This window comes from Nonomuraea sp. B208, from assembly GCF_057536035.1.
Map to the genome: position 1 here is coordinate 122,625 of NZ_BAAJOU010000033.1, position 25,796 is coordinate 148,420.

At 67.7% G+C, this 25,796-nt stretch carries 21 protein-coding genes, 2 tRNA genes and 3 rRNA genes; 15 read left to right on the forward strand and 11 right to left on the reverse strand.

All coding sequences use genetic code 11. The features are described 5' to 3' along the window. The first annotated feature begins 28 nt into the window (after nt 1–28). The 7 genes from AC27IY_RS45960 (at nt 29) to AC27IY_RS45990 (ending at nt 6,989) form a co-directional block, all read left to right on the forward strand. Nucleotides 29–1,102 carry an NAD-dependent epimerase/dehydratase family protein gene (locus AC27IY_RS45960; protein ID WP_364455763.1) on the forward strand — a complete coding sequence of 358 codons (1,074 nt, stop codon included), beginning with the start codon at nt 29–31 and terminating at the stop codon, nt 1,100–1,102. A 62-nt stretch (nt 1,103–1,164) separates the two neighbouring features. Further along, entirely contained in the window at nt 1,165–1,590 is a 426-nt protein-coding gene (locus AC27IY_RS45965; RefSeq protein ID WP_344210504.1) for a molybdenum cofactor biosynthesis protein MoaE, read from the forward strand. A gap of 10 nt (nt 1,591–1,600) precedes the next feature. Continuing rightward, entirely contained in the window at nt 1,601–2,644 is a 1,044-nt protein-coding gene (locus AC27IY_RS45970; protein WP_423452563.1) for a YlbL family protein, read from the forward strand. A gap of 164 nt (nt 2,645–2,808) precedes the next feature. After that, complete coding sequence (locus tag AC27IY_RS45975; RefSeq protein ID WP_487181819.1) at nt 2,809–5,760, forward strand: UPF0182 family membrane protein; 2,952 nt, start codon at nt 2,809–2,811, stop codon at nt 5,758–5,760. Nucleotides 5,761–5,817: 57 nt separating this feature from the next. Next, a tRNA-Met gene (locus tag AC27IY_RS45980) sits at nt 5,818–5,894 on the forward strand. Between the two features lie 105 nt (nt 5,895–5,999). Next, a tRNA-Met gene (locus tag AC27IY_RS45985) sits at nt 6,000–6,076 on the forward strand. 97 nt (nt 6,077–6,173) lie between these two features. Continuing rightward, entirely contained in the window at nt 6,174–6,989 is an 816-nt protein-coding gene (locus AC27IY_RS45990; protein ID WP_487181820.1) for a hypothetical protein, read from the forward strand. Between the two features lie 10 nt (nt 6,990–6,999). Here the strand turns inward: AC27IY_RS45990 and AC27IY_RS45995 are convergent, their stop codons facing one another. Beyond that, nucleotides 7,000–7,188 (reverse strand): hypothetical protein, encoded by a 189-nt coding sequence (locus AC27IY_RS45995; RefSeq protein ID WP_487181821.1) that lies wholly within the window; start codon nt 7,186–7,188, stop codon nt 7,000–7,002. Nucleotides 7,189–7,291: 103 nt separating this feature from the next. After that, entirely contained in the window at nt 7,292–7,699 is a 408-nt protein-coding gene (locus AC27IY_RS46000) for a hypothetical protein (RefSeq protein WP_487181822.1), read from the reverse strand. Between the two features lie 580 nt (nt 7,700–8,279). Between AC27IY_RS46000 and AC27IY_RS46005 the strand changes: the two genes are divergently transcribed. The 3 genes from AC27IY_RS46005 to rrf all read left to right on the forward strand — a co-directional run bounded on the left by AC27IY_RS46005 (nt 8,280) and on the right by rrf (nt 13,444). Then, a 16S ribosomal RNA gene (locus tag AC27IY_RS46005) occupies nt 8,280–9,802 on the forward strand. Between the two features lie 326 nt (nt 9,803–10,128). Next, nucleotides 10,129–13,238: ribosomal RNA gene (locus AC27IY_RS46010) — 23S ribosomal RNA — on the forward strand. Nucleotides 13,239–13,327: 89 nt separating this feature from the next. Further along, a 5S ribosomal RNA gene (rrf, locus tag AC27IY_RS46015) occupies nt 13,328–13,444 on the forward strand. The 16S, 23S and 5S rRNA genes sit together here, the layout of an rRNA operon. 67 nt (nt 13,445–13,511) lie before the next feature. On the opposite strand, the gene AC27IY_RS46020 is transcribed toward rrf, so the two are convergent. Then, nucleotides 13,512–13,958 (reverse strand): Lrp/AsnC family transcriptional regulator, encoded by a 447-nt coding sequence (locus tag AC27IY_RS46020; protein ID WP_364454455.1) that lies wholly within the window; start codon nt 13,956–13,958, stop codon nt 13,512–13,514. 126 nt (nt 13,959–14,084) lie between these two features. Between AC27IY_RS46020 and AC27IY_RS46025 the strand changes: the two genes are divergently transcribed. Both AC27IY_RS46025 and AC27IY_RS46030 read left to right on the forward strand, forming a co-directional pair. Beyond that, nucleotides 14,085–14,972, forward strand: coding sequence for a phenylalanine 4-monooxygenase (locus tag AC27IY_RS46025; protein WP_487181823.1), 888 nt, complete (start codon nt 14,085–14,087; stop codon nt 14,970–14,972). 33 nt (nt 14,973–15,005) lie between these two features. Further along, a complete protein-coding gene (locus AC27IY_RS46030) occupies nt 15,006–15,941 on the forward strand; it encodes a serine hydrolase (RefSeq protein WP_487181824.1) in 936 nt (311 codons plus the stop codon). Here AC27IY_RS46030 and AC27IY_RS46035 read toward each other — a convergent pair. The 5 genes from AC27IY_RS46035 to pstS are packed head-to-tail and all read right to left on the reverse strand — an operon-like array spanning nt 15,910 to nt 20,431. Then, on the reverse strand, nt 15,910–16,635 hold the full coding sequence (locus tag AC27IY_RS46035) for a winged helix-turn-helix transcriptional regulator (RefSeq protein WP_344217736.1): 726 nt from the start codon (nt 16,633–16,635) through the stop codon (nt 15,910–15,912). The two genes, AC27IY_RS46030 and AC27IY_RS46035, sit on opposite strands and share 32 nt — an antisense overlap. Beyond that, complete coding sequence (pstB, locus tag AC27IY_RS46040; RefSeq protein ID WP_344217734.1) at nt 16,635–17,411, reverse strand: phosphate ABC transporter ATP-binding protein PstB; 777 nt, start codon at nt 17,409–17,411, stop codon at nt 16,635–16,637. The genes AC27IY_RS46035 and pstB overlap by 1 nt, the downstream gene beginning before the upstream one ends. A gap of 15 nt (nt 17,412–17,426) precedes the next feature. After that, complete coding sequence (pstA, locus tag AC27IY_RS46045; RefSeq protein ID WP_364454445.1) at nt 17,427–18,332, reverse strand: phosphate ABC transporter permease PstA; 906 nt, start codon at nt 18,330–18,332, stop codon at nt 17,427–17,429. Then, entirely contained in the window at nt 18,329–19,309 is a 981-nt protein-coding gene (pstC, locus tag AC27IY_RS46050) for a phosphate ABC transporter permease subunit PstC (protein ID WP_344217730.1), read from the reverse strand. Before pstC ends, pstA begins: the two co-directional genes overlap by 4 nt. 6 nt (nt 19,310–19,315) lie before the next feature. After that, nucleotides 19,316–20,431 (reverse strand): phosphate ABC transporter substrate-binding protein PstS, encoded by a 1,116-nt coding sequence (pstS, locus tag AC27IY_RS46055; protein WP_364454441.1) that lies wholly within the window; start codon nt 20,429–20,431, stop codon nt 19,316–19,318. A gap of 121 nt (nt 20,432–20,552) precedes the next feature. Between pstS and AC27IY_RS46060 the strand changes: the two genes are divergently transcribed. Together AC27IY_RS46060 and AC27IY_RS46065 are read left to right on the forward strand one after the other, a co-directional pair. Then, nucleotides 20,553–21,026, forward strand: coding sequence for a low molecular weight protein-tyrosine-phosphatase (locus AC27IY_RS46060; protein ID WP_364454438.1), 474 nt, complete (start codon nt 20,553–20,555; stop codon nt 21,024–21,026). Then, complete coding sequence (locus tag AC27IY_RS46065) at nt 21,013–21,807, forward strand: fructosamine kinase family protein (RefSeq protein WP_487181825.1); 795 nt, start codon at nt 21,013–21,015, stop codon at nt 21,805–21,807. Before AC27IY_RS46060 ends, AC27IY_RS46065 begins: the two co-directional genes overlap by 14 nt. A 10-nt stretch (nt 21,808–21,817) precedes the next feature. On the opposite strand, the gene hisN is transcribed toward AC27IY_RS46065, so the two are convergent. Continuing rightward, nucleotides 21,818–22,648: a histidinol-phosphatase gene (gene hisN, locus AC27IY_RS46070; RefSeq protein ID WP_371252880.1), complete on the reverse strand. Its 831-nt coding sequence runs from the start codon at nt 22,646–22,648 to the stop codon at nt 21,818–21,820. Nucleotides 22,649–22,710: 62 nt separating this feature from the next. Between hisN and AC27IY_RS46075 the strand changes: the two genes are divergently transcribed. Then, a complete protein-coding gene (locus AC27IY_RS46075) occupies nt 22,711–23,157 on the forward strand; it encodes a DUF4442 domain-containing protein (protein WP_364454431.1) in 447 nt (148 codons plus the stop codon). 114 nt (nt 23,158–23,271) lie between these two features. On the opposite strand, the gene rsgA is transcribed toward AC27IY_RS46075, so the two are convergent. Then, a complete protein-coding gene (gene rsgA, locus AC27IY_RS46080; protein ID WP_423446651.1) occupies nt 23,272–24,288 on the reverse strand; it encodes a ribosome small subunit-dependent GTPase A in 1,017 nt (338 codons plus the stop codon). Between the two features lie 130 nt (nt 24,289–24,418). Beyond that, nucleotides 24,419–25,705 (reverse strand): 3-phosphoshikimate 1-carboxyvinyltransferase, encoded by a 1,287-nt coding sequence (gene aroA, locus AC27IY_RS46085; RefSeq protein ID WP_487181826.1) that lies wholly within the window; start codon nt 25,703–25,705, stop codon nt 24,419–24,421. Nucleotides 25,706–25,796: the final 91 nt, after the last annotated feature.

Here is a 25,796-nt window from a genome sequence, read left to right on the forward strand (position 1 = left end):
CTGCGGCGGATCAGTGCAAAGTGAGGACCTGGTGCCTACCTCGAAACGCCCGCGCCAACCCGTCGTCGCCGTTACGGGCGCCGCCTCCGGCATAGGCCGGGAGCTGCTCGCGAAGCTCGTGTCCTCCGCGGATTTCCGCAGGGTGGTGGCCATCGACGAAGAACGCGGCGACATCCGGGAGGCCACCTGGAGAGTCATCGACGTACGAGATCCGCTCTTGGCGAACCGCATCTCCGACATCGACGTCCTGGTCCACCTGGCCGGCGACTACGCCCTCGACTCCGACCCGGTCGAGCGGCGCGCCTACAACCTGAGAGCGGCCCAGACCGTGCTCACCGCCTGCGCCGCGGCGCGCGTACGGCGCGTGGTGCTGGTCACGAGCGCCATGGTGTACGGCGCCGCGCCCGACAACGAGGTGCCCCTGGCCGAGGACGCCCCGGTGGCGGCCGAGCCCGACACCGGCCTCGTCGGCGACCACCTGGAGATCGAGTCCCTCGTACGCCGCTCGCTGCGCAGCCACCCCGGCCTGGAGGTGACCGTGGTCCGCCCGGCCGCGATCGTCGGCCCCGGCATCGACACGGTGATCACCCGGCACTTCGAGTCGCCCCGGCTGCTGACCGTGAAGGGCTGCATGCCGCGCTGGCAGTTCTGCCATCTCGACGACCTGATCTCGGTGCTGGAGCTGGCCGCGCGCGGCGTCGTCACCGGCGTGGTGGCCGTCGGCAGCGAGGGCTGGCTGGAGCAGGAGCAGGTCGAGGAGCTGTCCGGCATCCGCAGGTTCGAGCTGCCCGCGGGGCTGACGTTCGGCACCGCGCAGCGCCTGCACCGCCTCGGCATCACCCCGGCCCCGGCCACCGACCTGCACTACGTCGTCTACCCGTGGGTCGTCGACTGCACGACGCTGCGCGAGGCCGGCTGGAAGCCCGCCTGGACCAACGAGGCGGCCTTCCGCCAGCTCCTGGAGCTGCGCGAGGACGCCACCACCGTGGTCGGCAGGCGCCTGCCGGTCAAGGAGGCGACCCTCACCGCGGCCGGCGCGACCGTCGCGGTCATCGGCACCGCCGCGATCGTCCGCCAGGTACGCAAGAAGCGCCGTCAATAGCCGGTGGCGCAGGGCCCGGCGAGCGGCGGGAAGCGGCGACGGCGGAAAGGTAGTCTTGCGGCGTGGACGTCATCCGGTTGCTCGCCATTCGCGACACCCCGCTGTCCGTCGACGAGGTGCTGGCCGCCGTGGGCGACCACGCCGCGGGCGGCACCACCCTGTTCGTGGGCACCGTGCGTGAGCAGGACCACGGCAAGCCCGTGACCAAGCTCTCCTACTCGGCCCACCCCACGGCGGAGGCCGAGCTGCGCGCGGTCGCCGAGAAGATCGCCGCCGATTTCCCCCTGACGGCCGTGGCCGCCGTCCACCGGGTGGGCGACCTGGAGCTCGGCGACATCGCCGTGATCGTGGCGGTCGCCGCGCCCCACCGCGACGAGGCGTTCCGCGCCTCGCGCAGGCTGATCGACGACCTCAAGGCGCAGGTCCCCATCTGGAAACACCAGGAGTTCGCCGACGGCGCGACCGAGTGGGTCGGCGCCGGCGAATAAGCTCTTGACCATGTCTCGACGCGCCCTGACGCTGTTGCTCGCGGGATTCCTCGTGCTCGCGTTCGGGGTGGCGGGCGCCTTCAGGCCGGTCCCCTACGTCGTGCTGAGCCCCGGCCCGACCGAGAACACCCTCGGCGAGCTCGAGAAGAAGCCGGTCATCTCGATCTCCGGCCGGCAGACCTATCCCACCAGCGGCGCGCTCAGCCTGGTCACTGTCGCCTACCAGGGCGGCCCCGCCGCCCAGATCGACCTGCTGACGGCGCTGCGCGGCTGGATCGATCCCGACGTGGCCGTGGTCCCGCAGGAGACCATCTTCGCTCCCAACCGCGACCCGAAGGAGGTCGAGGAGGAGAACACGGTGGAGATGACCAACTCCCAGGACTCCGCGACCGCCGCCGCGCTCAACGAGCTCAAGATCCCCTACAGCATGATCGTGTCCGTCGTCTCCACGGAGAAGGGCAAGCCCGCCGACGGCAAGCTGCTGAAGGGCGATGAGATCACCTCGATCGACGGCAAGGACGCCAAGGACGTCGACATCGTCAGCAGCACCGTCAAGGCGCACAAACCCGGCGAAGAGGTGGTCTTCGGCGTCCTACGGGGCGGGCAGAAGATCGCGGTGCCGCTGCGGCCGATCGCGGGGCCGAAGGGGCAGCCGCAGGTCGGCGTGCTCATGCAGACCAAGTACAAATTCCCGTTCGACGTCGACATCAACGTCGGCGACGTCGGCGGGCCGAGCGCCGGGCTGATGTTCTCGCTGGGCATACTCGACAAGCTCACCCCCGGCGAGCTCACCGGCGGCAAGAAGATCGCCGGCACCGGCACCATCGAGCCCACGGGCGAAGTGGGCCCGATCGGCGGCATCCAGCAGAAGATGATCGGCGCGAAGAAGGCCGGCGCGACGGTGTTCCTGACGCCGGCCGACAACTGCGGCGAGGCGGTGCAGGCGGCGCCCGACGGGCTGCGGCTGGTCCGCGCCGACACGCTGCACGCCGCGGTGCAGGCGCTCGACGCGCTGCGCACGGGCACGGGCAACGTCCCGGCCTGCCCTTCCTGAACCTGCGTAGTCGCAGACAAACCCCCGGACGAGGAAACTTTCGCCGGCCGCCGTGCGTTAGCCGTACGGCTGGCCTAGCGGTGTAGGTTGCCAGACACGGACCGTTTCTTCATTACGACGAGGGGTTGGCCTTGAGCTTCCGGACCCCAGGAGCCGGCAGGGCGATGCGCTTGCCCCGCCGACCGCGACTGCTTCTACCTGTGGCGATCGCCCTTGTGGCGATCGTCGCGTTGTTCTTCCTCTTCAGCGGCATCTATACCGACTACCTGTGGTTCGACGCCGTGGACTACACGTCGGTCTTCACCGGCGTGGTGCTGACCCAGATCGTGCTGTTCCTGGTCGGCGCGCTGCTGATGGTCGTGATCGCGGGCGGCAACATGCTGCTGGCGTTCCGCACGCGGCCCATGTTCGGCCCCGCGATGTTCGGCGGGGCGAGCGGAGCCGACCGCTACCGCATGGCGCTCGACCCGCACCGCAAGCTGATCTTCATCATCGGCATGGGGCTGCTCGCGCTCTTCTCCGGCTCGTCCTTCGCCGGTCAGTGGCAGACGTGGCTGCAGTTCGTCAACGGCGCGTCGTTCGGCAAGAAGGACGAGCTGTTCGGCTTCGACATCTCGTTCTACATGTTCGACTATCCGTTCATCCGGATGGTCCTGAACTTCCTGTTCACCGCGATCATCATCTCGATCCTGCTGGCCGCGATCACGCACTACCTGTACGGCGGCTTCCGCCTGCAGTCGCCCGGTCTGCACGCCTCCCGGGCCGCCCGCGTCCACCTGTCGGTGCTGCTCGGCATCTTCGTGCTGCTCAAGGCCATCGCCTACTGGGTCGACCGCTACGGACTGGTCTTCTCCGACCGGGGCTTCGTGCACGGCGCGTCCTACACCGACGTCAACGCGGTCCTGCCGGCCAAGACCATCCTCGCGATCATCGCGCTGATCTGCGCCGCGCTCTTCTTCGCCGGCGTGGTGCGGCCCGGCGGCATGCTGCCCGGCGTGTCCTTCGGCCTGCTCGTGCTCTCGGCCATCCTGATCGGCGGCGTCTACCCGGCGCTCGTCGAGCAGTTCCAGGTCAAGCCCAACCAGCAGGGCAAGGAGGCGCTGTACATCCAGCGCAACATCGACGCCACCCGGGAGGCGTACAACGTCGACAAGACCGAGGTCGAGACGTACAACGCCCAGGCCGACCCGGCCAAGGTCCAGCCGGGCGGCGACACCTCGGTCTCCGGCGTGCGACTGCTCGACCCGGCGCTGGTCTCCTCGACGTACGAGCAGACCCAGCGCATCCGCGGCTTCTACAACTTCGCCGAGCCGCTCGACGTCGACCGCTACCCCGACGCCAACGGCAAGATGATCGACCACGTCGTCGGCGTCCGCGAGCTGACCGGCCCGCCCGAGGGCCAGAACAACTGGATCAACCGCCACCTCGTCTACACCCACGGCTACGGCTTCGTCGCCGCGCCCGGCAACAAGGTCGACAGCAGCGGCCTGCCCGACTACGACGCCAAGGACATGCCGGTCACCGGCCCGCTCGCGACCAGCACGGGCCTGAAGGAGCCGCGCGTCTACTTCGGCGAGGAGCCGGCCTCGGCCGAATACGTCATCGCCGGCGGCAACCCCAACCGGCCGCAGGAGCTCGACTACCCGCAGACCGGCGGCACCGGCCAGAAGAACACCACCTACACCGGCGGCGGCGTCGCCCTCGGCTCGTTCTTCAACCGCATGCTCTACGCCGCCAAGTACAGCGAGGCGAACATCCTGCTGTCCGGCGACGTCAACGCCGACTCGAAGATCCTCTACGAGCGCCACCCGCGCGACCGCGTCCAGAAGGTCGCGCCGTTCCTGACGCTCGACGGCAACCCCTACCCCGCGATCGTGGACGGCCGCATCGTGTGGATCGTGGACGGTTACACCACGTCCAACGACTACCCGTACTCGCAGAGCGAGAGCCTCGGCGACATGACGCGCGACACCTCCAGTGACCGCCGCGTCATCGCCCAGCAGCCGACCGACCGCATCAACTACATCCGCAACTCGGTCAAGGCCACCGTCGACGCCTACGACGGCACGGTCAAGCTGTTCGCCTGGGACACCAACGACCCGGTGCTGCGCACCTGGAGCTCCGCCTTCCCCGGCGTCATCCGCCCGGCCTCCGAGATGAGCGCCGACCTGAAGGCGCACGTCCGTTACCCCGAGGACCTGTTCAAGGTGCAGCGCTACACCCTGTCGCGCTACCACATCACCGACCCGTCCGCCTTCTACAGCGGCCAGGACTTCTGGAACGTCCCGGGCGACCCGACGCAGGGCGACAAGAACACCAAGCAGCCGCCCTACTACCTGACCACCACGATGCCGGGTGAGCAGCCGACGTTCTCGCTGACCACCACGTTCGTGCCGCGCCAGGGCCCCAACCTGGCGGCGTTCATGGCGGTCAACTCCTCGGCCGAGTCCGACTACGGACGCATCCGCATCCTGCGGATGCCGTCCAGCACCCCGATCCCCGGCCCCGGTCAGGCGCAGAACGCCTTCCAGAGCCGCTTCGCCGGCGAGCTCAACCTCCTCGGCGTCGGCGCCTCGTCGGTCCGCTACGGCAACCTGCTCACGCTCCCGTACGCGGGCGGCCTGGTCTACATCGAACCGGTGTACATCCAGGTGACCGCGGGCGGCGGGCAGGAGCCCTACCCGATCCTGCAGCGCGTCCTGGTGTCGTTCGGCAGCAAGATCGGTGTGGGACGCACCCTGACCGAGGCTCTCCAAGAGGTCTTCGGCGCGGAGGAGCAACAGCAACAGCAGCAGGAACAGAACAACCAGCAGCAGGAGCAGGGCCAGGCCCAGGCCAACACCGCACTCTCCTCCGCGATCACCAACGCGCAGAAGGCCTACGACGACGCCCAGAAGGCGCTGCAGGCCAGCCCGCCCGACTGGGACGCGTACGGCGAGGCACAGAAGCGGCTGCAGGAGGCGCTGAAGGCGCTGGAGGGCGCGAACCGGCAGCAGCCGGACGCCTCCGCCAGCCCGTCACCGTCCGCGTCGCCGTCGGCTTCACCCTCGGCCTCACCGACGGCGTCTCCGCCTGGCACGCCGTCCCCATCGGCGTCGCTGACAGGAGGCACCTAGCCATCCGGTTTGCATCCACCCCGCGTTGCCGTCTAGTCTTAAGGCGCAACGCAGCGACGCGGGGTGGAGCAGTTCGGTAGCTCGCTGGGCTCATAACCCAGAGGTCGCAGGTTCAAATCCTGCCCCCGCTACCAAGAAGTCGAAGGCCCGGGAAACCGGGCCTTCGCTCGTTTCCGGGCCAGATTCGTCCCGGTACGAAGCACTCTCGCCAGCCTGTATAGTTGATGAAGTCACACCGACGCGGGGTGGAGCAGTTCGGTAGCTCGCTGGGCTCATAACCCAGAGGTCGCAGGTTCAAATCCTGTCCCCGCTACCAAGAAGGCCCTGGTCACCGAGAAATCGGAGACCAGGGCCTTGTTCTTTTCCCTCGGCTTGACCGCACTCCGGCAGGGCTTTTCCGCGAGGATGGGCCCATGGGACTTTCGACGCCGAGACGGTGGGCCTTCCTGACGGTCGCCGTGCTGGTCGCCTCCACACCGGTTCCGGCCCAGGCCGCCACGGACCCGGCAGGTGCCCTCGAACGGCACCTCCGCGCCGGCCACGGCGTACGGATCTCCGAGACCACCCGCATCACGCTCGGCAAGCGGCCATCGGAGACCCGGATCACCGGCCGGCTCCGGCTCGCGCCGGCAGGCCCCGCCGCGGCGCAGTTCACCTGGTGGAGCGTCCCCCGCAAGGAGACCTACCGCGTGATCCGCGTCGGCTCGACCGTGTACGACGGCAGCAACGCCCACCCCGGGCCGATTCCCGACGGCAAGAAGTGGATCCGGTTCCCCAACAAGCACCGGGGAGTCATGGCCCGCGACATGGCGGCCGACGCCAGCCAGCAGCCGATCAACGTGTACGACCCGACGACGCTGAAGGCCGTGCTGAAGCGCTCGACCCGCAAGCCCGGCTTCCTCTACCAGGGCACCATGAGCTACCGCGACCTGGACAAGATCACCAAGACGCCGCTGTTCCACTGGACCAGCGGCCGTCCCATCGGCCCGAAGAGCCGAGGCAAGATCACCTGGAAGTTCTGGACCGGTCGTGACGGGACGCTCAAGCGCCTGCTCACCACGGACACCGAGGCGACCCTGGTCAAACGGACCGACACCCGCTACTCCGCCTGGGGCTCCCGCGTCGTCATCACGGCACCGCCCGCCGACGAGGTGATCGACGAAGCCGACCTGCTGGAGTACATCCGCAACGAGAACGAGCCCATCCCCGAGGACGAAGGAAACACCTGACCGGTCCGGCTCAGAGGCGCTTGCCCATCAAGGCGGCCGCCTTGTGCACGGCCCAGCCGATCAGCAGGAAGCCGAAGACGACCTGCGCGATGTGCATCCATGGCGAGGAGTCGTCCGCGTAGAGCACGACACCGGCCCACAACAGGCCGAAGATCCCGACCAGGAGGATCGCCGCCCAGTTCAGCCTCCGTTGCCACATATCGGCAGTCTGGCAGTCCAGGGTGAAAGGACAGGTATGTCCGTAGTCGCCAACGAGTCAGGTCTGGCCCGACCGGCGCCGGCCGCCCCGCCGTCTCGGCGCCTCAGTGCCGCAGAGTGCGGCGGGTGCCGGCGCAACGGCGCAGCCGCGGGCCGCGCGGGCTCGGCGGGACAGGGTCGACGCCGCTCTCCATGTGGGTGAGCAGAGCGGCCGCCGTTCTGGCATCGGCCAGAATGCGCCGCACCTCATCGTCGTCCTGGGGAAGCTCGCCGCGCCGGGCCAGCTCGTCCCGTACGAACGACAGGGGGTCCGGCTCGCTCGCCATCTCGGCCGCGGCACTGGCTCGCGCGGCCGTCAGCAACTGCAGATACCGGGAACGCTGGACGGCCTCGCGCGTGTGGACGTGCTCGAGATCGTCGATGAGCGTCATGGCCACCCGCAGCAGGTCCCCGGCGCTGGTCCCCTTGTCGGCGAGGAAGGCGCGGATGTCGTCGAACTCCGAGCGGGTCATGGCGGACACCTCCGAGAGAGCGCTCTGCTCGTGGAGTACTTCCTACCGAGGGGCGATTGCGGATGACTTGCTGTGCGCTTGACCGGGCGTGTCGGGCGGGCGAAGCATGGGAGAGGTTTGGGGGACTGCAGGGGAGGGAAGGACCATGTGATTACCCGAGTTGCGCGAAGCACCGGCGATCGGCTGCTAGAGTTGCTTCGCGCGGGACGCCCGGGGCTCACGGAGCTCCAGGAGTCGGCCCGCAAATCCCACTGGCGGACCTGGACCGACCACTTCGGACGGGCTGGTAAGTTAGAGGGGTTGCCCCGGAAACGGGGCGCGGATTAATTCCAGCAGGTCGAGCAAGTCCGGTCAATTTGACAGAGACTTGAACGGCTGAAAGAATTAAGACACAACGAAGACGAAATGAACGCCTCCGAGGCGGGGCCCGCAAGGGAAACCGGTGAGGAAGTACGCGTCCGTTTCTTGAGAACTCAACAGTGTGTTAAAAGCCAGTGCATGTGCATCACACATGTATGACCCCGTCATTTTTGACGGATTCTTGCTTGGATGATTCATCCGAACAAGCCTTGAAAAGCATTGTTTGGAGAGTTTGATCCTGGCTCAGGACGAACGCTGGCGGCGTGCTTAACACATGCAAGTCGAGCGGAAAGGCCCTTCGGGGTACTCGAGCGGCGAACGGGTGAGTAACACGTGAGCAACCTGCCCCTGACTCTGGGATAAGCCCGGGAAACTGGGTCTAATACCGGATATGACCGCCTCCGGCATCGGATGGTGGTGGAAAGTTTTTCGGTCGGGGATGGGCTCGCGGCCTATCAGCTTGTTGGTGGGGTAGTGGCCTACCAAGGCGACGACGGGTAGCCGGCCTGAGAGGGCGACCGGCCACACTGGGACTGAGACACGGCCCAGACTCCTACGGGAGGCAGCAGTGGGGAATATTGCGCAATGGGCGGAAGCCTGACGCAGCGACGCCGCGTGGGGGATGACGGCCTTCGGGTTGTAAACCTCTTTCAGCAGGGACGAAGTTGACGTGTACCTGCAGAAGAAGCGCCGGCTAACTACGTGCCAGCAGCCGCGGTAATACGTAGGGCGCAAGCGTTGTCCGGAATTATTGGGCGTAAAGAGCTCGTAGGTGGCTGGTCGCGTCTGCCGTGAAAGCCCGCAGCTTAACTGCGGGTCTGCGGTGGATACGGGCCGGCTAGAGGTAGGTAGGGGCAAGTGGAATTCCTGGTGTAGCGGTGAAATGCGCAGATATCAGGAGGAACACCGGTGGCGAAGGCGGCTTGCTGGGCCTTACCTGACGCTGAGGAGCGAAAGCGTGGGGAGCGAACAGGATTAGATACCCTGGTAGTCCACGCTGTAAACGTTGGGCGCTAGGTGTGGGACCCTTCCACGGGTTCCGTGCCGGAGCTAACGCATTAAGCGCCCCGCCTGGGGAGTACGGCCGCAAGGCTAAAACTCAAAGGAATTGACGGGGGCCCGCACAAGCGGCGGAGCATGTTGCTTAATTCGACGCAACGCGAAGAACCTTACCAAGGTTTGACATCACCCGGACCGCCTCAGAGATGGGGCTTCCCTTTTGGGCTGGGTGACAGGTGGTGCATGGCTGTCGTCAGCTCGTGTCGTGAGATGTTGGGTTAAGTCCCGCAACGAGCGCAACCCTTGCTCCATGTTGCCAGCAACACCTTCGGGTGGTTGGGGACTCATGGGGGACTGCCGGGGTCAACTCGGAGGAAGGTGGGGATGACGTCAAGTCATCATGCCCCTTATGTCTTGGGCTGCAAACATGCTACAATGGCCGGTACAGAGGGTTGCGATACCGTGAGGTGGAGCGAATCCCTAAAAGCCGGTCTCAGTTCGGATTGGGGTCTGCAACTCGACCCCATGAAGTCGGAGTCGCTAGTAATCGCAGATCAGCAATGCTGCGGTGAATACGTTCCCGGGCCTTGTACACACCGCCCGTCACGTCACGAAAGTCGGCAACACCCGAAGCCCGTGGCCCAACCAGCTTGCTGGGGGGAGCGGTCGAAGGTGGGGCTGGCGATTGGGACGAAGTCGTAACAAGGTAGCCGTACCGGAAGGTGCGGCTGGATCACCTCCTTTCTAAGGAGCACTCTCACCTGTCACCACCGAACGTGTGGTGGGGTGACAGCTCACTAGTGGAGCACTGGCTAGTCAGCCGGACCGGGTCGCCGGGCCGCAAGTACCGCCCGTCGTGTCTCTCTTGGGAGGCAGGGCTGGGAGTGGGAACGGGGTCGCCGGGGGTTCGGGCCGGGTCTGAAACACACTGTTGGGTCCTGAAGGAACGGGCACATTGATTGCGCTCGTCTTCTTCGGAGCACAGGGCCACTGAACAGTCTGCTTGTCGGGCTGGGAGGTGGTTGCTGTTTGTTGTTTGAGATTTGCATAGTGGACGCGAGCATCTTTGTGGCCAAGTTTTTAAGGGCACACGGTGGATGCCTTGGCATCAGGAGCCGATGAAGGACGTGGGAGGCTGCGTTAAGCCTCGGGGAGTCGCCAACCAGACGTTGATCCGGGGATGTCCGAATGGGGAAACCTAGCACCAGTCATGTGGTGTTGCCTCCGCCTGAATGTATAGGGCGGTTGGTGGTAACGCGGGGAAGTGAAACATCTCAGTACCCGTAGGAAGAGAAAACAAAAGTGATTCCGTGAGTAGTGGTGAGCGAAAGCGGATGAGGCTAAACCGGGCGTGTGTGATAGCCGGCAGGCGTTGCATGTCCGGGGTCGTGGGACCTTCCTGAAGTGGCTGCCGCTGCTTCGAGGAGTTATAAATCCGTCTGATAGTTGAAGCCTCTGGGAAGGGGCGCCGTAGACCGTGAGAGCCGGGTAGACGAAATCAGATGGACTTCTGGAGGGGATCCCAAGTAGCACGGGGCCCGAGAAATCCTGTGTGAATCTGCCAGGACCACCTGGTAAGCCTAAATACTCCCTGATGACCGATAGTGCACGAGTACCGTGAGGGAAAGGTGAAAAGTGCCCCGGTGAGGGGTCGTGAAATAGTACCTGAAACCGTGTGCCTACAAGCCGTAGGAGCTTAGCTGGTCTTCGGATCGGCTGTGATGTGACTGCGTGCCTTTTGAAGAATGAGCCTGCGAGTTATGGTGTGTGGCGAGGTTAACCCGTGTGGGGGAGCCGTAGCGAAAGCGAGTCTGAAGAGGGCGTTTGAGTCGCATGCTGTAGACCCGAAGCGGAGTGATCTACGCATGGGCAGGTTGAAGCTCAGGTAAGACTGGGTGGAGGACCGAACCCACCAGGGTTGAAAACCTGGGGGATGATCTGTGTGTAGGGGTGAAAGGCCAATCAAACTCCGTGATAGCTGGTTCTCCCCGAAATGCATTTAGGTGCAGCGTCGCGTGTTTCTTGCCGGAGGTAGAGCACTGGATGGCCGATGGGCCCGACAAGGTTACTGACGTCAGCCAAACTCCGAATGCCGGTAAGTGAGAGCGTGGCAGTGAGACTGCGGGCGATAAGGTTCGTAGTCGAGAGGGAAACAGCCCAGATCACCGACTAAGGCCCCTAAGCGTGTGCTAAGTGGGAAAGGATGTGGAGTCGCAGAGACAACCAGGAGGTTGGCTTAGAAGCAGCCACCCTTGAAAGAGTGCGTAATAGCTCACTGGTCAAGTGATTCTGCGCCGACAATGTAGCGGGGCTCAAGCACACCGCCGAAGTCGTGGCATTGATCCTCCTTGCGAGGGTTGATGGGTAGGGGAGCGTCGTGCAGCCGGTGAAGCGGCAGAGTGATCTAGTCGTGGAGGCTGTGCGAGTGAGAATGCAGGCATGAGTAGCGAATCGAGGGTGAGAAACCCTCGCGCCGGATGACCAAGGGTTCCTGGGGCAGGCTAATCCGCCCAGGGTAAGTCGGGACCTAAGGCGAGGCCGACAGGCGTAGTCGATGGACAACGGGTTGATATTCCCGTACCCGCTTCAATGCGCCCATACTGAACCTCGTGATGCTAAGAGTCCTTAAGTCGGCCGGCCCTTCGGGGCGGGTGTCAGGCTGAACGCTCGGTCCGATCGGGTAGTAGGTAAGCGATGGGGTGACGCAGGAAGGTAGTCCAGCCCAGGCGATGGTTGTCCTGGGGTAAGCATGTAGGGAGCGAGGTAGGCAAATCCGCCTCGCACTAATCCTGAGATGTGATGCCGAGCCGATTGTGGTGAAGTGGATGATCCTATGCTGCCGAGAAAAGCCTCTAGTGAGTGTTGTGGCGGCCCGTACCCTAAACCGACTCAGGTGGTCAGGTAGAGAATACTAAGGCGATCGGGTGAACTGTGGTTAAGGAACTCGGCAAATTGCCCCCGTAACTTCGGGAGAAGGGGGACCTCTGCTGGTGATGAGTCTTGCACTCGGAGCTGGTGGGGGTCGCAGTGGCCAGGGGGAAGCGACTGTTTACTAAAAACACAGGTCCGTGCGAAGTCGTAAGACGATGTATACGGACTGACGCCTGCCCGGTGCCGGAACGTTAAGGGGACCGCTTAGTCCGACTTCGGTTGGGCGAAGGTGAGAACTTAAGCGCCGGTAAACGGCGGTGGTAACTATAACCATCCTAAGGTAGCGAAATTCCTTGTCGGGTAAGTTCCGACCTGCACGAATGGCGTAACGACTTCCCCGCTGTCTCAACCACAGACCCGGCGAAATTGCACTACGAGTAAAGATGCTCGTTTCGCGCAGCAGGACGGAAAGACCCCGGGACCTTCACTACAGCTTGACATTGGCGTTTGGAGCGTCTTGTGTAGGATAGGTGGGAGACTGGGAAGCTCGGACGCTAGTTCGGGTGGAGTCATTGGTGAAATACCACTCTGGTCGTTTTGAACGTCTAACTCTGGTCCGTGATCCGGATCGGGGACAGTGTCTGGTGGGTAGTTTAACTGGGGCGGTTGCCTCCTAAAGGGTAACGGAGGCGCCCAAAGGTTCCCTCAGCCTGGTTGGCAATCAGGTGTTGAGTGTAAGTGCACAAGGGAGCTTGACTGTGAGACTGACGGGTCGAGCAGGAGCGAAAGCTGGGACTAGTGATCCGGCATCGGCGTGTGGAAGCGGTGTCGCTCAACGGCTAAAAGGTACCCCGGGGATAACAGGCTGATCTTCCCCAAGAGTCCATATCGACGGGATGGTTTGGCACCTCGATGTCGGCTCGTCGCATCCTGGGGCTGGAGTAGGTCCCAAGGGTTGGGCTGTTCGCCCATTAAAGCGGTACGCGAGCTGGGTTTAGAACGTCGCGAGACAGTTCGGTCCCTATCCGCTGCGCGCGCAGGAGACTTGAAAGGGGCTGTCCCTAGTACGAGAGGACCGGGACGGACGAACCTCTGGTGTGCCAGTTGTATCGCCAGGTGCACGGCTGGTTGGCTACGTTCGGAAGGGATAACCGCTGAAAGCATCTAAGCGGGAAGCTCGCCTTGAGATGAGGTCTCCCACCACGAGAGTGGGTAAGGCTCCCGGTAGACGACCGGGTTGATAGGCCGGAGGTGGAAGCGCGGTAACGTGTGGAGCTGACCGGTACTAATAGGCCGAGGACTTGACCTCAAAGCATACTTACTTTCTAAGTTTTTGCTCGCGTCCACTAGGCAATTCTGAGACTGCAAACACGGCTGTGTTTGTTTGTTTCGGAGGGTTACGGCGGTTATGGCGGGAAGGAAACACCCGGTTACATTCCGAACCCGGAAGTTAAGCTTCTCTGCGCCGATGGTACTGCACTCGGGAGGGTGTGGGAGAGTAGGTCACCGCCGGACAATCTTTGTATGGAGGGCCCCGACTGGTTCAGTCGGGGCCCTTCTGCATTTCTGGGGTCTTTGCGTCTTACTGCAGCAGGGGCTCGATGCGGTACGGGATCTGGGTGCTCAGGGCGATCGTGGTGTCCGTGCGTTGCACGGCGGGTGAGGCCAGGATGCGGGCGATGATCTCCTGCAGGTGATCGGTGCTCCTGGCCACCACGCGGCAGAGCAGGTCGTGCTGGCCGCTGGTGCCGTGCACCTCCAGGATCTGCGGTACGGCCCCAAGAGCGGCGACCGCCTCCTCCAGCCGGCCCTGTGCGATCTGAAGCCAGACGAAGGCCAGGATGGGATAGCCGGCCGCGGCGGGTGAGACCGTGGGGCCGAAGTCCTGGATGACGCCCCGCGCGGTCAGCTTCTCGACGCGGGCCTGCACGGTGCCGCGGGCGACGCCCAGCAGCCGGGCGAGCTCGGTCAGGCCGACGCGCGGGTGCGCGCGCATGGTCACCAGCAGGCGGGCGTCGAGATCGTCCATGGAGGGCCTCCGGGGAAGTGTGCGATTCGACCAGGGAACGCCGGTTCGGGCGGGCGGAATTGAGCGTATCGCGCAGCAAAGGTGAGCGCTCTTGCCAGGAAAAGCGAGACTTGCTGTTATCTGGACATGTTCGAGGAAGCACAGTACTTCGCGCCGGTCGCCGCCCAGGAGGACGGGTCGGTGGTGGTCGAGCTGGCCGCGTCGCATCCGGGGTTCGCGGACCCGGTGTACCGCGCGCGGCGGAACGCGATCGCCGCTCTGGCGCTCGGCTACCGGCCGGGGAAGCCCATCCCGGCGGCCGAGTACACCGAGCAGGAGCACGAGGTGTGGACGATGGTCAGCAGAGAGCTGGCGATCAAGCACGCCAAGTACGCCACCGCCGAATACCTGGACGGCGTGGACCGGCTGGGCCTGCCCGCCGATCGCATCCCGCAGCTGGAGGAGGTCTCGCGACTGCTGGAGCCGCTGACCGGGTTCCGGTATCTGCCGGCGGCCGGGCTGGTGCCGCTGCGTGACTTCTACGGGGTGCTCGCCGACGGGTTCTTCCACTCCACGCAGTACATCCGGCACCACTCGGTGCCGTTCTACACGCCGGAGCCGGATGTCGTGCACGAGGTCATCGGGCACGCCAACGCGCTGGCCAGTGACCGGTACGCCGCCCTCTACCGGCTGGCCGGGCAGGCCGCGCGGCGGGTCGAGGGCGAGGAGGCGCTGGAGTTCGTCTCGAAGGTGTTCTGGTTCACCCTGGAGTTCGGGGTGATGCGGGAGCAGGGCGAGCTGCGGGCGTACGGGGCGGGGATCCTGTCGTCGTACGGGGAGATCGAGGAGTTTCGCGGCATGGACATCCGGCCGCTGGAGCTGGCGGCTATGGGCACCACGCACTACGACATCACGAAATATCAGGATGTGTTGTTCGCGGCGGAGTCCTTGGAGCACCTGGAGGACGTCGTGGGCGGCTTCTGGGCCACCTGCGACGACGACTCGATCGCCCGGCTGATGGCCTCAGCCGTCTAGCCCACTCGTCCGGGTTCTCGCCATAATGCCCGGGTGATCACAGGCCAGGGGCAGGTGACGGTGCGGGTGCTGCTCGCTCTCGCCCTGCTCCTGTCCCTGGTCACTGTGCCGGTTGAGCAGATCGGGCAGATCGAGCGGACCGATCGGGTCGTCATGGTGGTGGCGCGGGCGACGGCCGGTGTGACGCTGCGGCGGGCCGAGCGGGTCGCGGCCGCGGAGCCGCTGCGGCCGGTCCCCGCGAAACGGATCGGCAGGCGGCTCGACCGCTACCTGGCGGGCCGCCCCGGGCGGGTCACGGCCATGGTCAAGGATCTGGAGAGTGGGCGGCTCTACCGGTACCACCCGGGCGAGCGGCTGATCACCGCGAGCAGCTCCAAGGTGCTCATCCTCATGGCGCTGCTGCTGCGGACGCCGTGGAAGAAGCTGCCGCGGGACGTACGGCGGGACGCCGAGGTGATGATCCGCACCAGCGACAACCAGGCCGCGGACCGGCTCTGGCTGCGGATCGGCGGCGCGGGCGGGTTCACGAAGGCGGCGCGGCGGTTCGGGCTCAAGCACACCCTGGGCGTGCCCGGCTCCTGCGTCGACCTGTTCTGCTGGGGAATCACCCGTACGTCAGTGGATGACCAGATCCGGCTGATGAGTGCCCTGGTGTCCCCCAGGAGCCCGCTGAAGGCCGGGGAGCGCTCGCGGGTGCTCGACCTCATGGGCACGGTCGTGGAGGGCCAGGACTGGGGTCTGAGCGCCGCGGCGTGCCGGGGCGAGCGGGCAGCGCTGAAGAACGGCTGGCTCAGGCGGGTCTCGACCGGGCGCTGGGCCGTCGTCACCGTCGGTCTGATCAGCGGCGACGGCCACCACTACGCCGTGGCCGTGCTCAGCGAGGGCGCCTCGGACGTCCGTCAGGGCATCGCGACCGTCGAGGGCGTGGCCCGGCGCATCATGCGGGACTTCCGGAGATGCTCGGCGTGACCAGGCGGTAGCCGACGCCGCGTACGGTCTGGATGAGCTGGTCGTCCTCGTCGCCGAGCCGCGCCCGCAGCCGCTTGACGTGCACCGCGATGGTGTTCGTCGAGGTCGTCGCGGCGGTGTGCCAGACGTGCCGCATGATCTGCTCGCGGGTGACCGTGCGGTCGGCGTTGCGCATCAGGTACTGCAGCAGCTCGAACTCGCGCAGCGGCAGATGGACGGTGCGCCCGCCGACGCGTACCTGGTAGGCCTGGGCGTCGAGCTCCACGCCGCCGACGTGGAGCACGTCGCGCGACTCCGGCGAGGCGGCGTGGATGAACGGCAGTAGCTCCGGCACCCGGTACGGCCTGGCCACGCAGGCGGCGGCGCCGGCCGCGAGGGCGCGGACGGCCTGCTCGGCGTGCCCCTCGCCGACGCCGAGCAGCACCGGTACGGCCCGGGCGAGCCGTACCGCGCGGACGAACTCGACCGCGTCGATGACCGCGATCGTGGCCGAGACGAGCACCACGTCCGGCTGCAGGGCCCCCGCCTGCAGCAGACCCTGGGCGCCGTCGGAGGCACCGGTGACGGCCACGCCCTCGCGTTCGAGGGCGTCCGCGACCTCGTCGACCACGGCCCGGTCCGGGTCGGCGATGAGCAGCACGGGCCTGGTCCTCACGTCCCCGTTCATCGTGGCGGGCGACTGCTGTCGGGTCATCAGCCGAAGCGCCCCGTGATGTAGTCCTCGGTGGCCTTCTGGCTCGGGTTGGTGAACATGCGTGAGGTCTCGTCCATCTCGACGACCTTGCCCGGCTGGCCCTGGCCCGCCAGGTTGAAGAAGGCGGTGCGGTCGCTGACGCGGGCGGCCTGCTGCATGTTGTGGGTGACGATGACGATCGTGAACTCGTCCTTGAGCTTGGCCATGAGGTCCTCGATGGCCAGCGTGGAGATCGGGTCGAGCGCCGAGCACGGCTCGTCCATGAGCAGCACCTGCGGCTTGACCGCGATCGCGCGGGCGATGCAGAGCCGCTGCTGCTGGCCGCCGGACAGGCCCGCGCCGGGCTTGTTGAGGCGGTCCTTGACCTCGTTCCAGAGGTTGGCGCCCTTCAGCGACTCCTCGACGATGCCGTCGAGCTGCGACTTCGGCAGGCGGCCGTTGAGGCGCAGGCCGGCGGCGACGTTCTCGTAGATCGACATCGTGGGGAACGGGTTGGGGCGCTGGAAGACCATGCCGATCATCCGGCGTACCGAGACGGGCTCGACGGAGGCGCCGTAGAGGTCGTCGCCGTCGAGCAGCACCTTGCCCTCGACGCGGGCGCCCGGGATCACCTCGTGCATCCGGTTGAGCGTGCGCAGGAACGTCGACTTGCCGCACCCCGAAGGGCCGATGAACGCGGTGATCGAGCGCGGCTCGATGGTCATCGACACGTCCTCGATGGCCTTGTGCGCGCCGTAGTACGCGTCCAGTCCCGAAACCTGGATCTGCTTTGACATGAGTGGCGGTACCCCCTATCGGCCCTTGGCGGGCGCACGCCACCAGGCGATCAGGCGCGCCACCAGGTTGAGCAGCATGACGATCAGGATGAGCGTGAGGGCTCCGGTCCACGCCCGGTCGATGGCGGTGTCGTTGGGACGTGCCGCCTGGTCGAAGACATAGAGGGGAAGGCCCATCTGCGGCCCGCTGAACGGGTCGTTGTTGATGGAGTCGGTGAAGAACACCGTGAGCAGGATCGGCGCGGTCTCGCCGGCGACGCGGGCCACGGCCAGCATGACGCCGGTGACGATGCCGGTGAACGCGGTCGGCAGCACGATCTTCATGATCGTGCGCCACTTGGGGACGCCCAGCGCGTACGAGGCCTCGCGCAGATCGCCCGGAACCAGCCGGAGCATCTCCTCGGTGGATCTGACCACGGTCGGCATCATGAGGATGGACAGGGCCATCGCGCCCGCCCACCCGCTGTACGGCATGCCGAGGAACAGGATCCAGAACGCGAGGATGAACAGGCCGGCGACCACCGAGGGGACGCCGGTCATGACGTCCACGAAGAAGCTGATGGCCCGGCTCAGCCGGCCGCCGTTGCCGTACTCGACCAGGTAGATGGCGGTGAGCAGGCCGATCGGGACCGAGATGGCCGAGGCGAGCAGCACCTGCTCGACGGTGCCGATGATGGCGTGGTAGGCGCCGCCGCCCGCGTCCCGCGCGCCGATGCCGCGCATCGAGTGCGTCATGAACTCCAGGTCGAAGCGGGCCAGGCCGTTGGAGATCACCAGCCACAGCACCGAGACCAGCGGCACCACGGCCAGCGCGAACGCCAGGTAGACCAGCCCTTGGACGAAGCGGTCCTTCACCCGGCGGCCGGTCGAGATGTGCTGGACCCCGCGCGGCTTGCGCACGGCCTCCTGTTGCAGGGTCATGCGCCGGCCCTCGCGTACTCCTTGCGGCGGTTGATGATCATACGGGCGGCCATGTTGACCAGCAGCGTGATGACGAACAGCACCAGACCGGAGGCGATCAGCGCGCCACGCCCGATCGGGGTGGCCTCGCCGAAGCCGTTGGCGATGTTGGCCGCGATGCTGTTGCCGTGCGGGGTGAGGATCTGGATGCTGATGTCGAACGTGGCCGGGAAGATGAGCGCGACCGCGATGGTCTCGCCCATGGCGCGGCCGAGGCCGAGCATCGCGGCGCTGATGACGCCGGGGCGGCCGAACGGCAGCACCGCCATCCTGATCATCTCCCAGCGGGTGGCGCCGAGCGCGAGCGCCGCCTCCTCGTTCATGCGCGGCACCTGCAGGAAGACCTCGCGGGAGATGGCCGCGATGATCGGCAGGATCATGATCGCCAGGACGATGCCGCCGGCCAGCATGGTCTTGCCGCCGATCGCGCCCTCGCCGGCGAACAGCGGGAACCAGCCGAGGTGCTCGTTGAGCCACTGCGAGGGCTCCCGCAGCAGCGGCACGAGGAAGGCCAGACCCCACAGGCCGTAGATGACGCTGGGGACGGCGGCGAGCAGGTCGATGAGGTAGCCGAGCGGCCCGGCGAGGCGGCGCGGCGCGTAGTGGGAGATGAACAGTGCGACGCCGACCGCGATCGGGGTCGCGATGACCAGCGCGATGCCCGAGCTGAGCACCGTGCCGAACGCCAGCGCGCCGATGCCGAACACCTGGCTGCTGTTGGGCTCCCAGACGAGGTCCGTGAAGAAGCCGCCCTTGTTCGCCTGCAGCGCGGGGACCGCCTCGGCGATGAGGAACACGGCGATGGCCGCCATGATCGCCAGCAGGACGACCCCGGCCGCGGTGGCCAGGAACTTGAAGGCCCCTTCACCGGAGGTGCGCCGCGAGGCGGACCGGCGCATGGCCGGTCCGCCGTCGCGGATCTTCGTGTCGGTCGTCATCGGCCGCTAGGAGATGGCCTCGATGGCGGTGCGGACCTTGGTGAGCAGGCCGCCGGCGAGCGGGGCGTAGCCCAGGTCCTTGAGCGCCGCCTGGCCCTCGTCGCTGGCGGTGTAGGTGAGGAACTCCTTGACCAGCTTGGCCTCCTCGGCCGGCAGGCCCTTCTCGCAGGTGATCTCGTACGTCACCAGGACGATCGGGTAGGCGCCCGCGGTCTTGGTGCCGTAGTCGATCGAGAGCTTGAGGTCGTTGCCGGTGCCCTTGACCTCGGCGGTCTCGACCGTCTTGGCGGCGCTCTCGGGGGTCAGCTCGACGAACTCGCCCGAGCCGTTGGCCACCTTGGCCTTCTGGAGCTGGGAGTTGTCGGCGTACGACATCTCGACGTAGCTGATGGCGCCCTCGGTGTCCTTGACCGAGGAGGCGATGCCGTCGGAGCCCTTGGCGCCCTGGCCCTTGGCGTCGGCGGGCCAGGCCTTGGCCGGCTCGTACGGCCACTCGGCCGTGGCCTTGAGGAACTTGGTGAAGTTGTCGCTGGTGCCCGACTCGTCCGAGCGGTGGAACGCCTGGATCGGGGTGGAGGGCAGCTTGGCGTCAGGGTTCTCGGCCTTGATCGCCGGGTCGTCCCACTTGGTGATCTGGCTGTTGAAGATCCCGCCGATGGTCTTGGGCGAGAGCTGCAGGCCGTCCACGCCCGGCAGGTTGTAGACCACGGCCACCGGACCGGTCACCATCGGGATGTTGATGGCCTTGCCGGTCTTGCAGCGGGCGTCGGCCTGGGCCGGCTCGCCCTTCTCGTCGTTCAGAGCGGAGTCGGAGCCGGCGAAGGAGACCGTGCCCTGGATGAAGGCCTGCACACCCGCGCCCGAGCCACTGGGCTGGTAGTTGATGCTCACGCCCGAGTTGGTGGCCTGGAAGTTCTTCTTCCACTCGTCAATCGCGTTGGCCTGGGCGGAGGAGCCCGCGGCGTTGATGGTGCCGCTCAGCGCGTTGTCGTTGCCCGCGGCGGGGGCGCTGGCGGCGGTGGTGCCGCCGTTGCCCGCCGAGGCGTTGTTGTCTGTGCCGCACGCAGCGAGCGAGAGCGCACCGACGACGGCGACGGCGGCGAGCCGGCCTGCATACTTCACGGTGGGGTTCCTTTTCACTTGGTCCTCAGTCGCCGATGAAGCTACGCAGCGAAAGTGACTCGGATCCCTAGCAAGGGTGAACGTACGGTGAACGCCCTCGGTCACCCTCATGATGGGTGTCATGACGTATCGCATCTGCGTGGTGTGCATGGGGAACATCTGCCGCTCACCCATGGCGGAGGTCGTGCTGCGGCGGGTCCTGGAGGACCGCGGGCTGGGCAAGCAGGTCGTGGTCGAGAGCGCCGGGACGGGCGGCTGGCACGTGGGCGAGCCCATGGACGAGCGGGCGCTCGGCATCCTGGCCGAACGCGGCTACGACGGGGCCGCGCACCGCGCCAGGCAGTTCACCGCCGATTGGTTCGACCGTTATGACCTGGTGCTGGCCATGGACCGTGACAACCTGGCCAACCTGCGGCGGCTCGCGCCTCCCGGGGTGGAGGTGCGGCTGTTCCGCTCGTTCGACCCGGCGGCGCCGTCCGGGGCCGAGGTGCCCGATCCGTACTACGGGGGGCGCGAGGGGTTCGAGGAGGTGCTCTCGCTGGTGGAGTCGGCGGCCGAGGGCGTGGCCAAGCACGTCGCCGATGAGATCGGTTAGGGAGCTCGGCACGTCCCACGGCTGGCGGCTGCGGGAGGGCGTGCTGGACGACGGGCGGCCGGTGTTCGTCAAGAGCGGGCCCGCGGGCGTCGTTTCGGAGGTGTTCGCCGCGGAGGCGGCGGGGCTGCGCTGGCTGGGCGAGGTCGCCGCGGTGCCCGAGGTGATCGAGGCGGGGCCGGACCGGCTGGTGCTGTCCTGGGTGGAGGAGGAGCGGCCTGGTCCTGCGGCGGCCGAGCGGTTCGGGCGGGAGCTGGCCCGGATGCACCGGGCGGGCGCGGAGGCGTTCGGCGCGCCGTGGCCCGGGTTCATCGCCGAGCTGCCGATGGACAACCGGCCGTGCGGCTCGTGGCCGGAGTTCTACGCCGAGCGCCGCGTCCTGCCGTTCCTGCGTCAGGCGCGGCTGCCGGCGGCCGACGTGGCCGAGGTCGAGCGGGCCGTGGACCGTTTCGCCGAGGTGGCGGGCCCGGCCGGGCCGCCGTCCAGGATCCACGGTGACCTGTGGAGCGGGAACGTGCTGTGGTCGGGCGGTTCGGCGGTGCTGGTCGATCCGGCCGCCCACGGCGGGCACCGGGAGACCGACCTCGCCATGCTGGCGCTGTTCGGGCTGCCTCACCTGGACCGGGTGCTCGGGGCGTACCGGGAGGAGTGGCCGCTCGCGGACGGGTGGCGCGAGCGGGTGCCGCTGCACCAGCTCCATCCGCTGCTGGTGCACGTCGTGCTGTACGGCGGGTCCTACCGGGGGAGCCTGATGACGGCGGTGCGGCGGGTGCTGGAGCTGTGAGCGCGGTCGTTCAGCGGACGCGGGTGCCGTTGAGCCGGGCGATGACCTCGTCGTGCAGGAGGCCGTTGCTGCAGACCAGGCTGCCGCCCTCCAGCCCGCGTACGCCCGTCGTGTCGGTCCAGACGCCGCCGGCCTCCTCGACGATGACCGTGAGCGCGGCCATGTCCCAGGCCGACAGCTCGGGCTCGGCGGAGAAGTCGACCGAGCCCTCGGCGACCATCATGTGCGACCAGAAGTCGCCGTAGGCGCGGGTGCGCCAGCAGGCGCGGCTGAGGTCGAGGAAGGTGTCGAGCCTGCCGGTCTGCTCCCAGCCGCCGAAGCTGGAGTAGGAGAAGGAGGCGTCGCCCAGGTCGGAGACCGAGGAGACGTGCATCCTGGACGCCTTGGCCAGGCTCTTGCCGGTCCACGCGCCGCCGTCGGTGGCCGCCCACCAGCGCCGGCCGAGCGCGGGGGCGGAGACGAGGCCGACGACGACGCGGCCGTACTCCATGAGGGCGATCAGCGTCGCCCACACGGGCACGCCGCGCACGTAGTTCTTGGTGCCGTCGATGGGGTCGATGATCCAGGACCTGGCGCCGTGGCCGGTCGTGCCGTACTCCTCGCCCACGACCGCGTCGCGGGGCCGGGCGCGGCGCAGCGTGCCGCGGATCGCCTCCTCGACGGCGCGGTCGGCGTCGCTGACCGGGGTGAGGTCGGGCTTGGTGTCGACCTTGAGATCGACGGCCTTGAACCGGCGCATGGTGAGGTCGTCGGCGGCGTCCGCCATGACGTGCGCGAGGCGTAGATCATCGTTGTAACCCTGCACGGTCGCCCACGCTATCGTGCCGGGCGGAGGGAACATCAGTCGCAGAGGCCCCTTTTCTGGTAACCGGCCCTCTAGTTACTCGCGGGTAGCATGCGGATATGTCATTGGATGTTGGTGCATTTCTGCTGGAGAGCGTCCCCTTTGCCCGGACCGTGGGAATCGTCTTCGACGAGGTGGGCGACGGGCGGGCGGTCTGCCGGCTGCCCGACCGCGAGGACGTGCGCAACCACGTGGCGGGGCCGCACGCCGGAGCGCTGTTCACGCTGGCCGAGACGGCCTCGGGGGCGGCGATGCTCTCGCTGCTGGGGGACGAGCTCGGCCGGGCCACGCCGCTCACCACCGGCGCCAGGGTGGAGTACCGCAAGTTCGCCAAGGGCGAGGTGCGCGCGGAGGCCCGGCTGCTGGCGACGCGGGAGGCGGTGGTCGCCGAGCTGGACGCGGGCGGGCGGCCGGAGTTCGACGTGGCGGTGGAGCTGACGGACGGCGACGGCGTGCTCGTCTCGACGGTCGCCATCACGTGGACGCTACGGCCCCACCGGCGCTGACACCGCCGGCCCTGATGCCGGTCCCGATGTCGGTGCTGATGCCGGCCCTCATACCGGTGCTGAAGCCGGGCCTGACGTCGGCGCTGATACTCGCGCTGGCGTCGGCGCCGGTCGTCACGTGCGTTCGGCGGCGTCGTCGAGCGCGCCTTCGCGGCTGGACAGCAGGCGGCGCAGCGACTCCAGCCGGGTGGGATCGGCGTTGCCCGCGGCCACCCACGCGTCGAGCGCGCAGCCGTCGGCCAGGTGCGTGCAGCCCTTGGGGCAGTCGACCGTGCCCTCCACCAGGTCGGGGAAGGCGGCCAGCACCGTCTCGACCGACACGTGGGCCAGGCCGAAACTGCGCACCCCCGGCGTGTCGATGATCCAGCCGCCCTCCGGCAGCTCAAGGGCCACCGCCGAGGTGGAGGTGTGCCGGCCCCTGCCGGTGACCGCGTTGACCTGGGAGACGGCCCGGTTGGCGTCGGGGACCAGGGCGTTGACCAGGGTGGACTTGCCGACCCCGGAATGCCCGACCAGGACGCTGATCCGGCCGGTCAGGTGCTCGCGCAGCTCGTCGAGCGAGCCGCCCTTGTGGACGACGACGTGCGAGACGCCCAGCGGCTCGTAGAGGGCCACGAGGCCGTCGGGCGGGGCGAGGTCGGACTTGGTGAGACAGAGCAGGGTGTCGATCTCGGCGTCGAACGCCGCCACGAGGATGCGGTCGATCATCCGCGGCCGGGGCGGCGGATCGGCGAGCGCGGTGACGATCACGAGCTGGTCGGCGTTGGCCACGATCGGGCGCTCGATGCCGTCGGTGTCCTCGGTGTCGTCGGCCGAACGGCGGAGCATCGAGGTGCGCGGCTCCACCCGCACCACCCGGGCCAGCGTGTCGGGCCGGCCCGACACGTCGCCCACCAGCGCCACCCGGTCGCCGACGACGATGCCCTTGCGGCCCAGCTCGCGGGCCTTCATGGCGACCACGAGCCGGCGTTGGTGCTGCTGCCTGCGTTTGTGCGCCGAGCCCTTGGCGCGGTCGGGCTCGACCAGGATGGTGTAGCGGCCCCGGTCGACGGCGACCACGAATCCTTCGACGGCGTCCTCGTGCGCAGGACGGATGCGGGTGCGCGGCCGCGAGCCCTTGCCCGGCCTCACCCGTACGTCGTCCTCGTCGTATTCCCGCTTTCTCAGCGGTCCGCTCCCATATGCGTGAGGTCCTTCCTTCGGGTCGTACGGCCCCCTTGCGAGGTGCCCGGAGCGCCGGTCGCGAAACCGGCCCGGACGGTCACCGGGACTCCAGCATCGCCGTCCACATGCGGACGAACTCCGGCAGGGTCTTGGCGGTCGTCGCGATGTTCTCCACCTCGACGCCGGGCACCCGCAGGCCGATCACCGCGCCGGCGGTGGCCATGCGGTGGTCGTCGTAGCTGTGGAAGACGCCGCCGTGCAGCGGGCGCGGGCGGATGATCAGCCCGTCGTCCGTCTCTTCGGCGTCGCCGCCGAGCCGGTTGATCTCGGTGGCCAGCGCGGCCAGCCGGTCGGTCTCGTGGCCGCGCAGGTGGGCCACGCCGCGGATGCGGGTGGGCGTGGTGGCGAGCGCGGCCAGGGCGGCGATGGTGGGCGTGAGCTCGCCGACCTCGCGCAGGTCGGCGTCGATGCCGGTGATCTCGCCGGTGCCGGTGACCACCAGGTCGGCGGAGTCGGCGTGCTCGTCGCGGGCGACGGTGGCGCCCATGGACGTGAGCAGGCCGCGCAGCGCGTCGCCCGGCTGGGTGGTGACGCGCGGCCAGGCGGGGATGGTGACCGTGCCGCCCGTGACGAGCGCGGCGGCGAGGAACGGCGCCGCGTTGGACAGGTCGGGCTCCACCGTGACGTCGCGCGCCGCGATCGGCCCCGGCTCGACCCGCCACACGTCGGGCTCGCCGTCGTCGACCACGACCTCGGCCGCCCTCAGCATCTGCACGGTCATCCGGATGTGGGGCTGGGAGGGCACCGGCGGGCCGGCGTGCCGGATCGTGACGCCCTTGGCGAAGCGCGCGGCCGACAGCATCAGCCCTGACACGAACTGCGAGGAGCCCGAGGCGTCGAGCGTGACCTCGCCGCCGGTCAGCGGCCCGCTGATGGTGAACGGCAGCGCGTCGTTGTCGACCCGCGCGCCGAGCGCCCGCAGGGCGTCGAGGATGGGGCCCATCGGGCGCTTGCGGGCGTGCGGGTCGCCGTCGAAGGAGACCGGCCCGTCGGCCAGCGCGGCGATCGGCGGCACGAACCTCATGACCGTGCCCGCGAGGCCGGCGTCGACCGCCGCGCCGCCGCGGATCGGGCCGGGCGTGACGTGCCAGTCGACGCTCGCCGGGGTCTCGGCGGACGGTTCCAGCCGGGCGCCGAGCGCGCGCAGCGCGGCGACCATGAGGTCGGCGTCGCGGCTGCGCAGGGCCCTGCGCACCACGCCGGGACCCTCGGCGAGCGCGGCCAGGACGAGCGCGCGGTTGGTCACCGACTTGCTGCCGGGCAGCGGCACGGCGGCGCTGACGGGCGCGGCGGCGGTGGGCGCGGGCCAGTGCGGAACGGACATGGTCAAAGCCTATCCGGGCGTGACGGGCCGGGGTCACCACCTGTGGACGACGGTGAACACGTGGCGGGAAGGCGTAGGTGTCGGCGCCGCG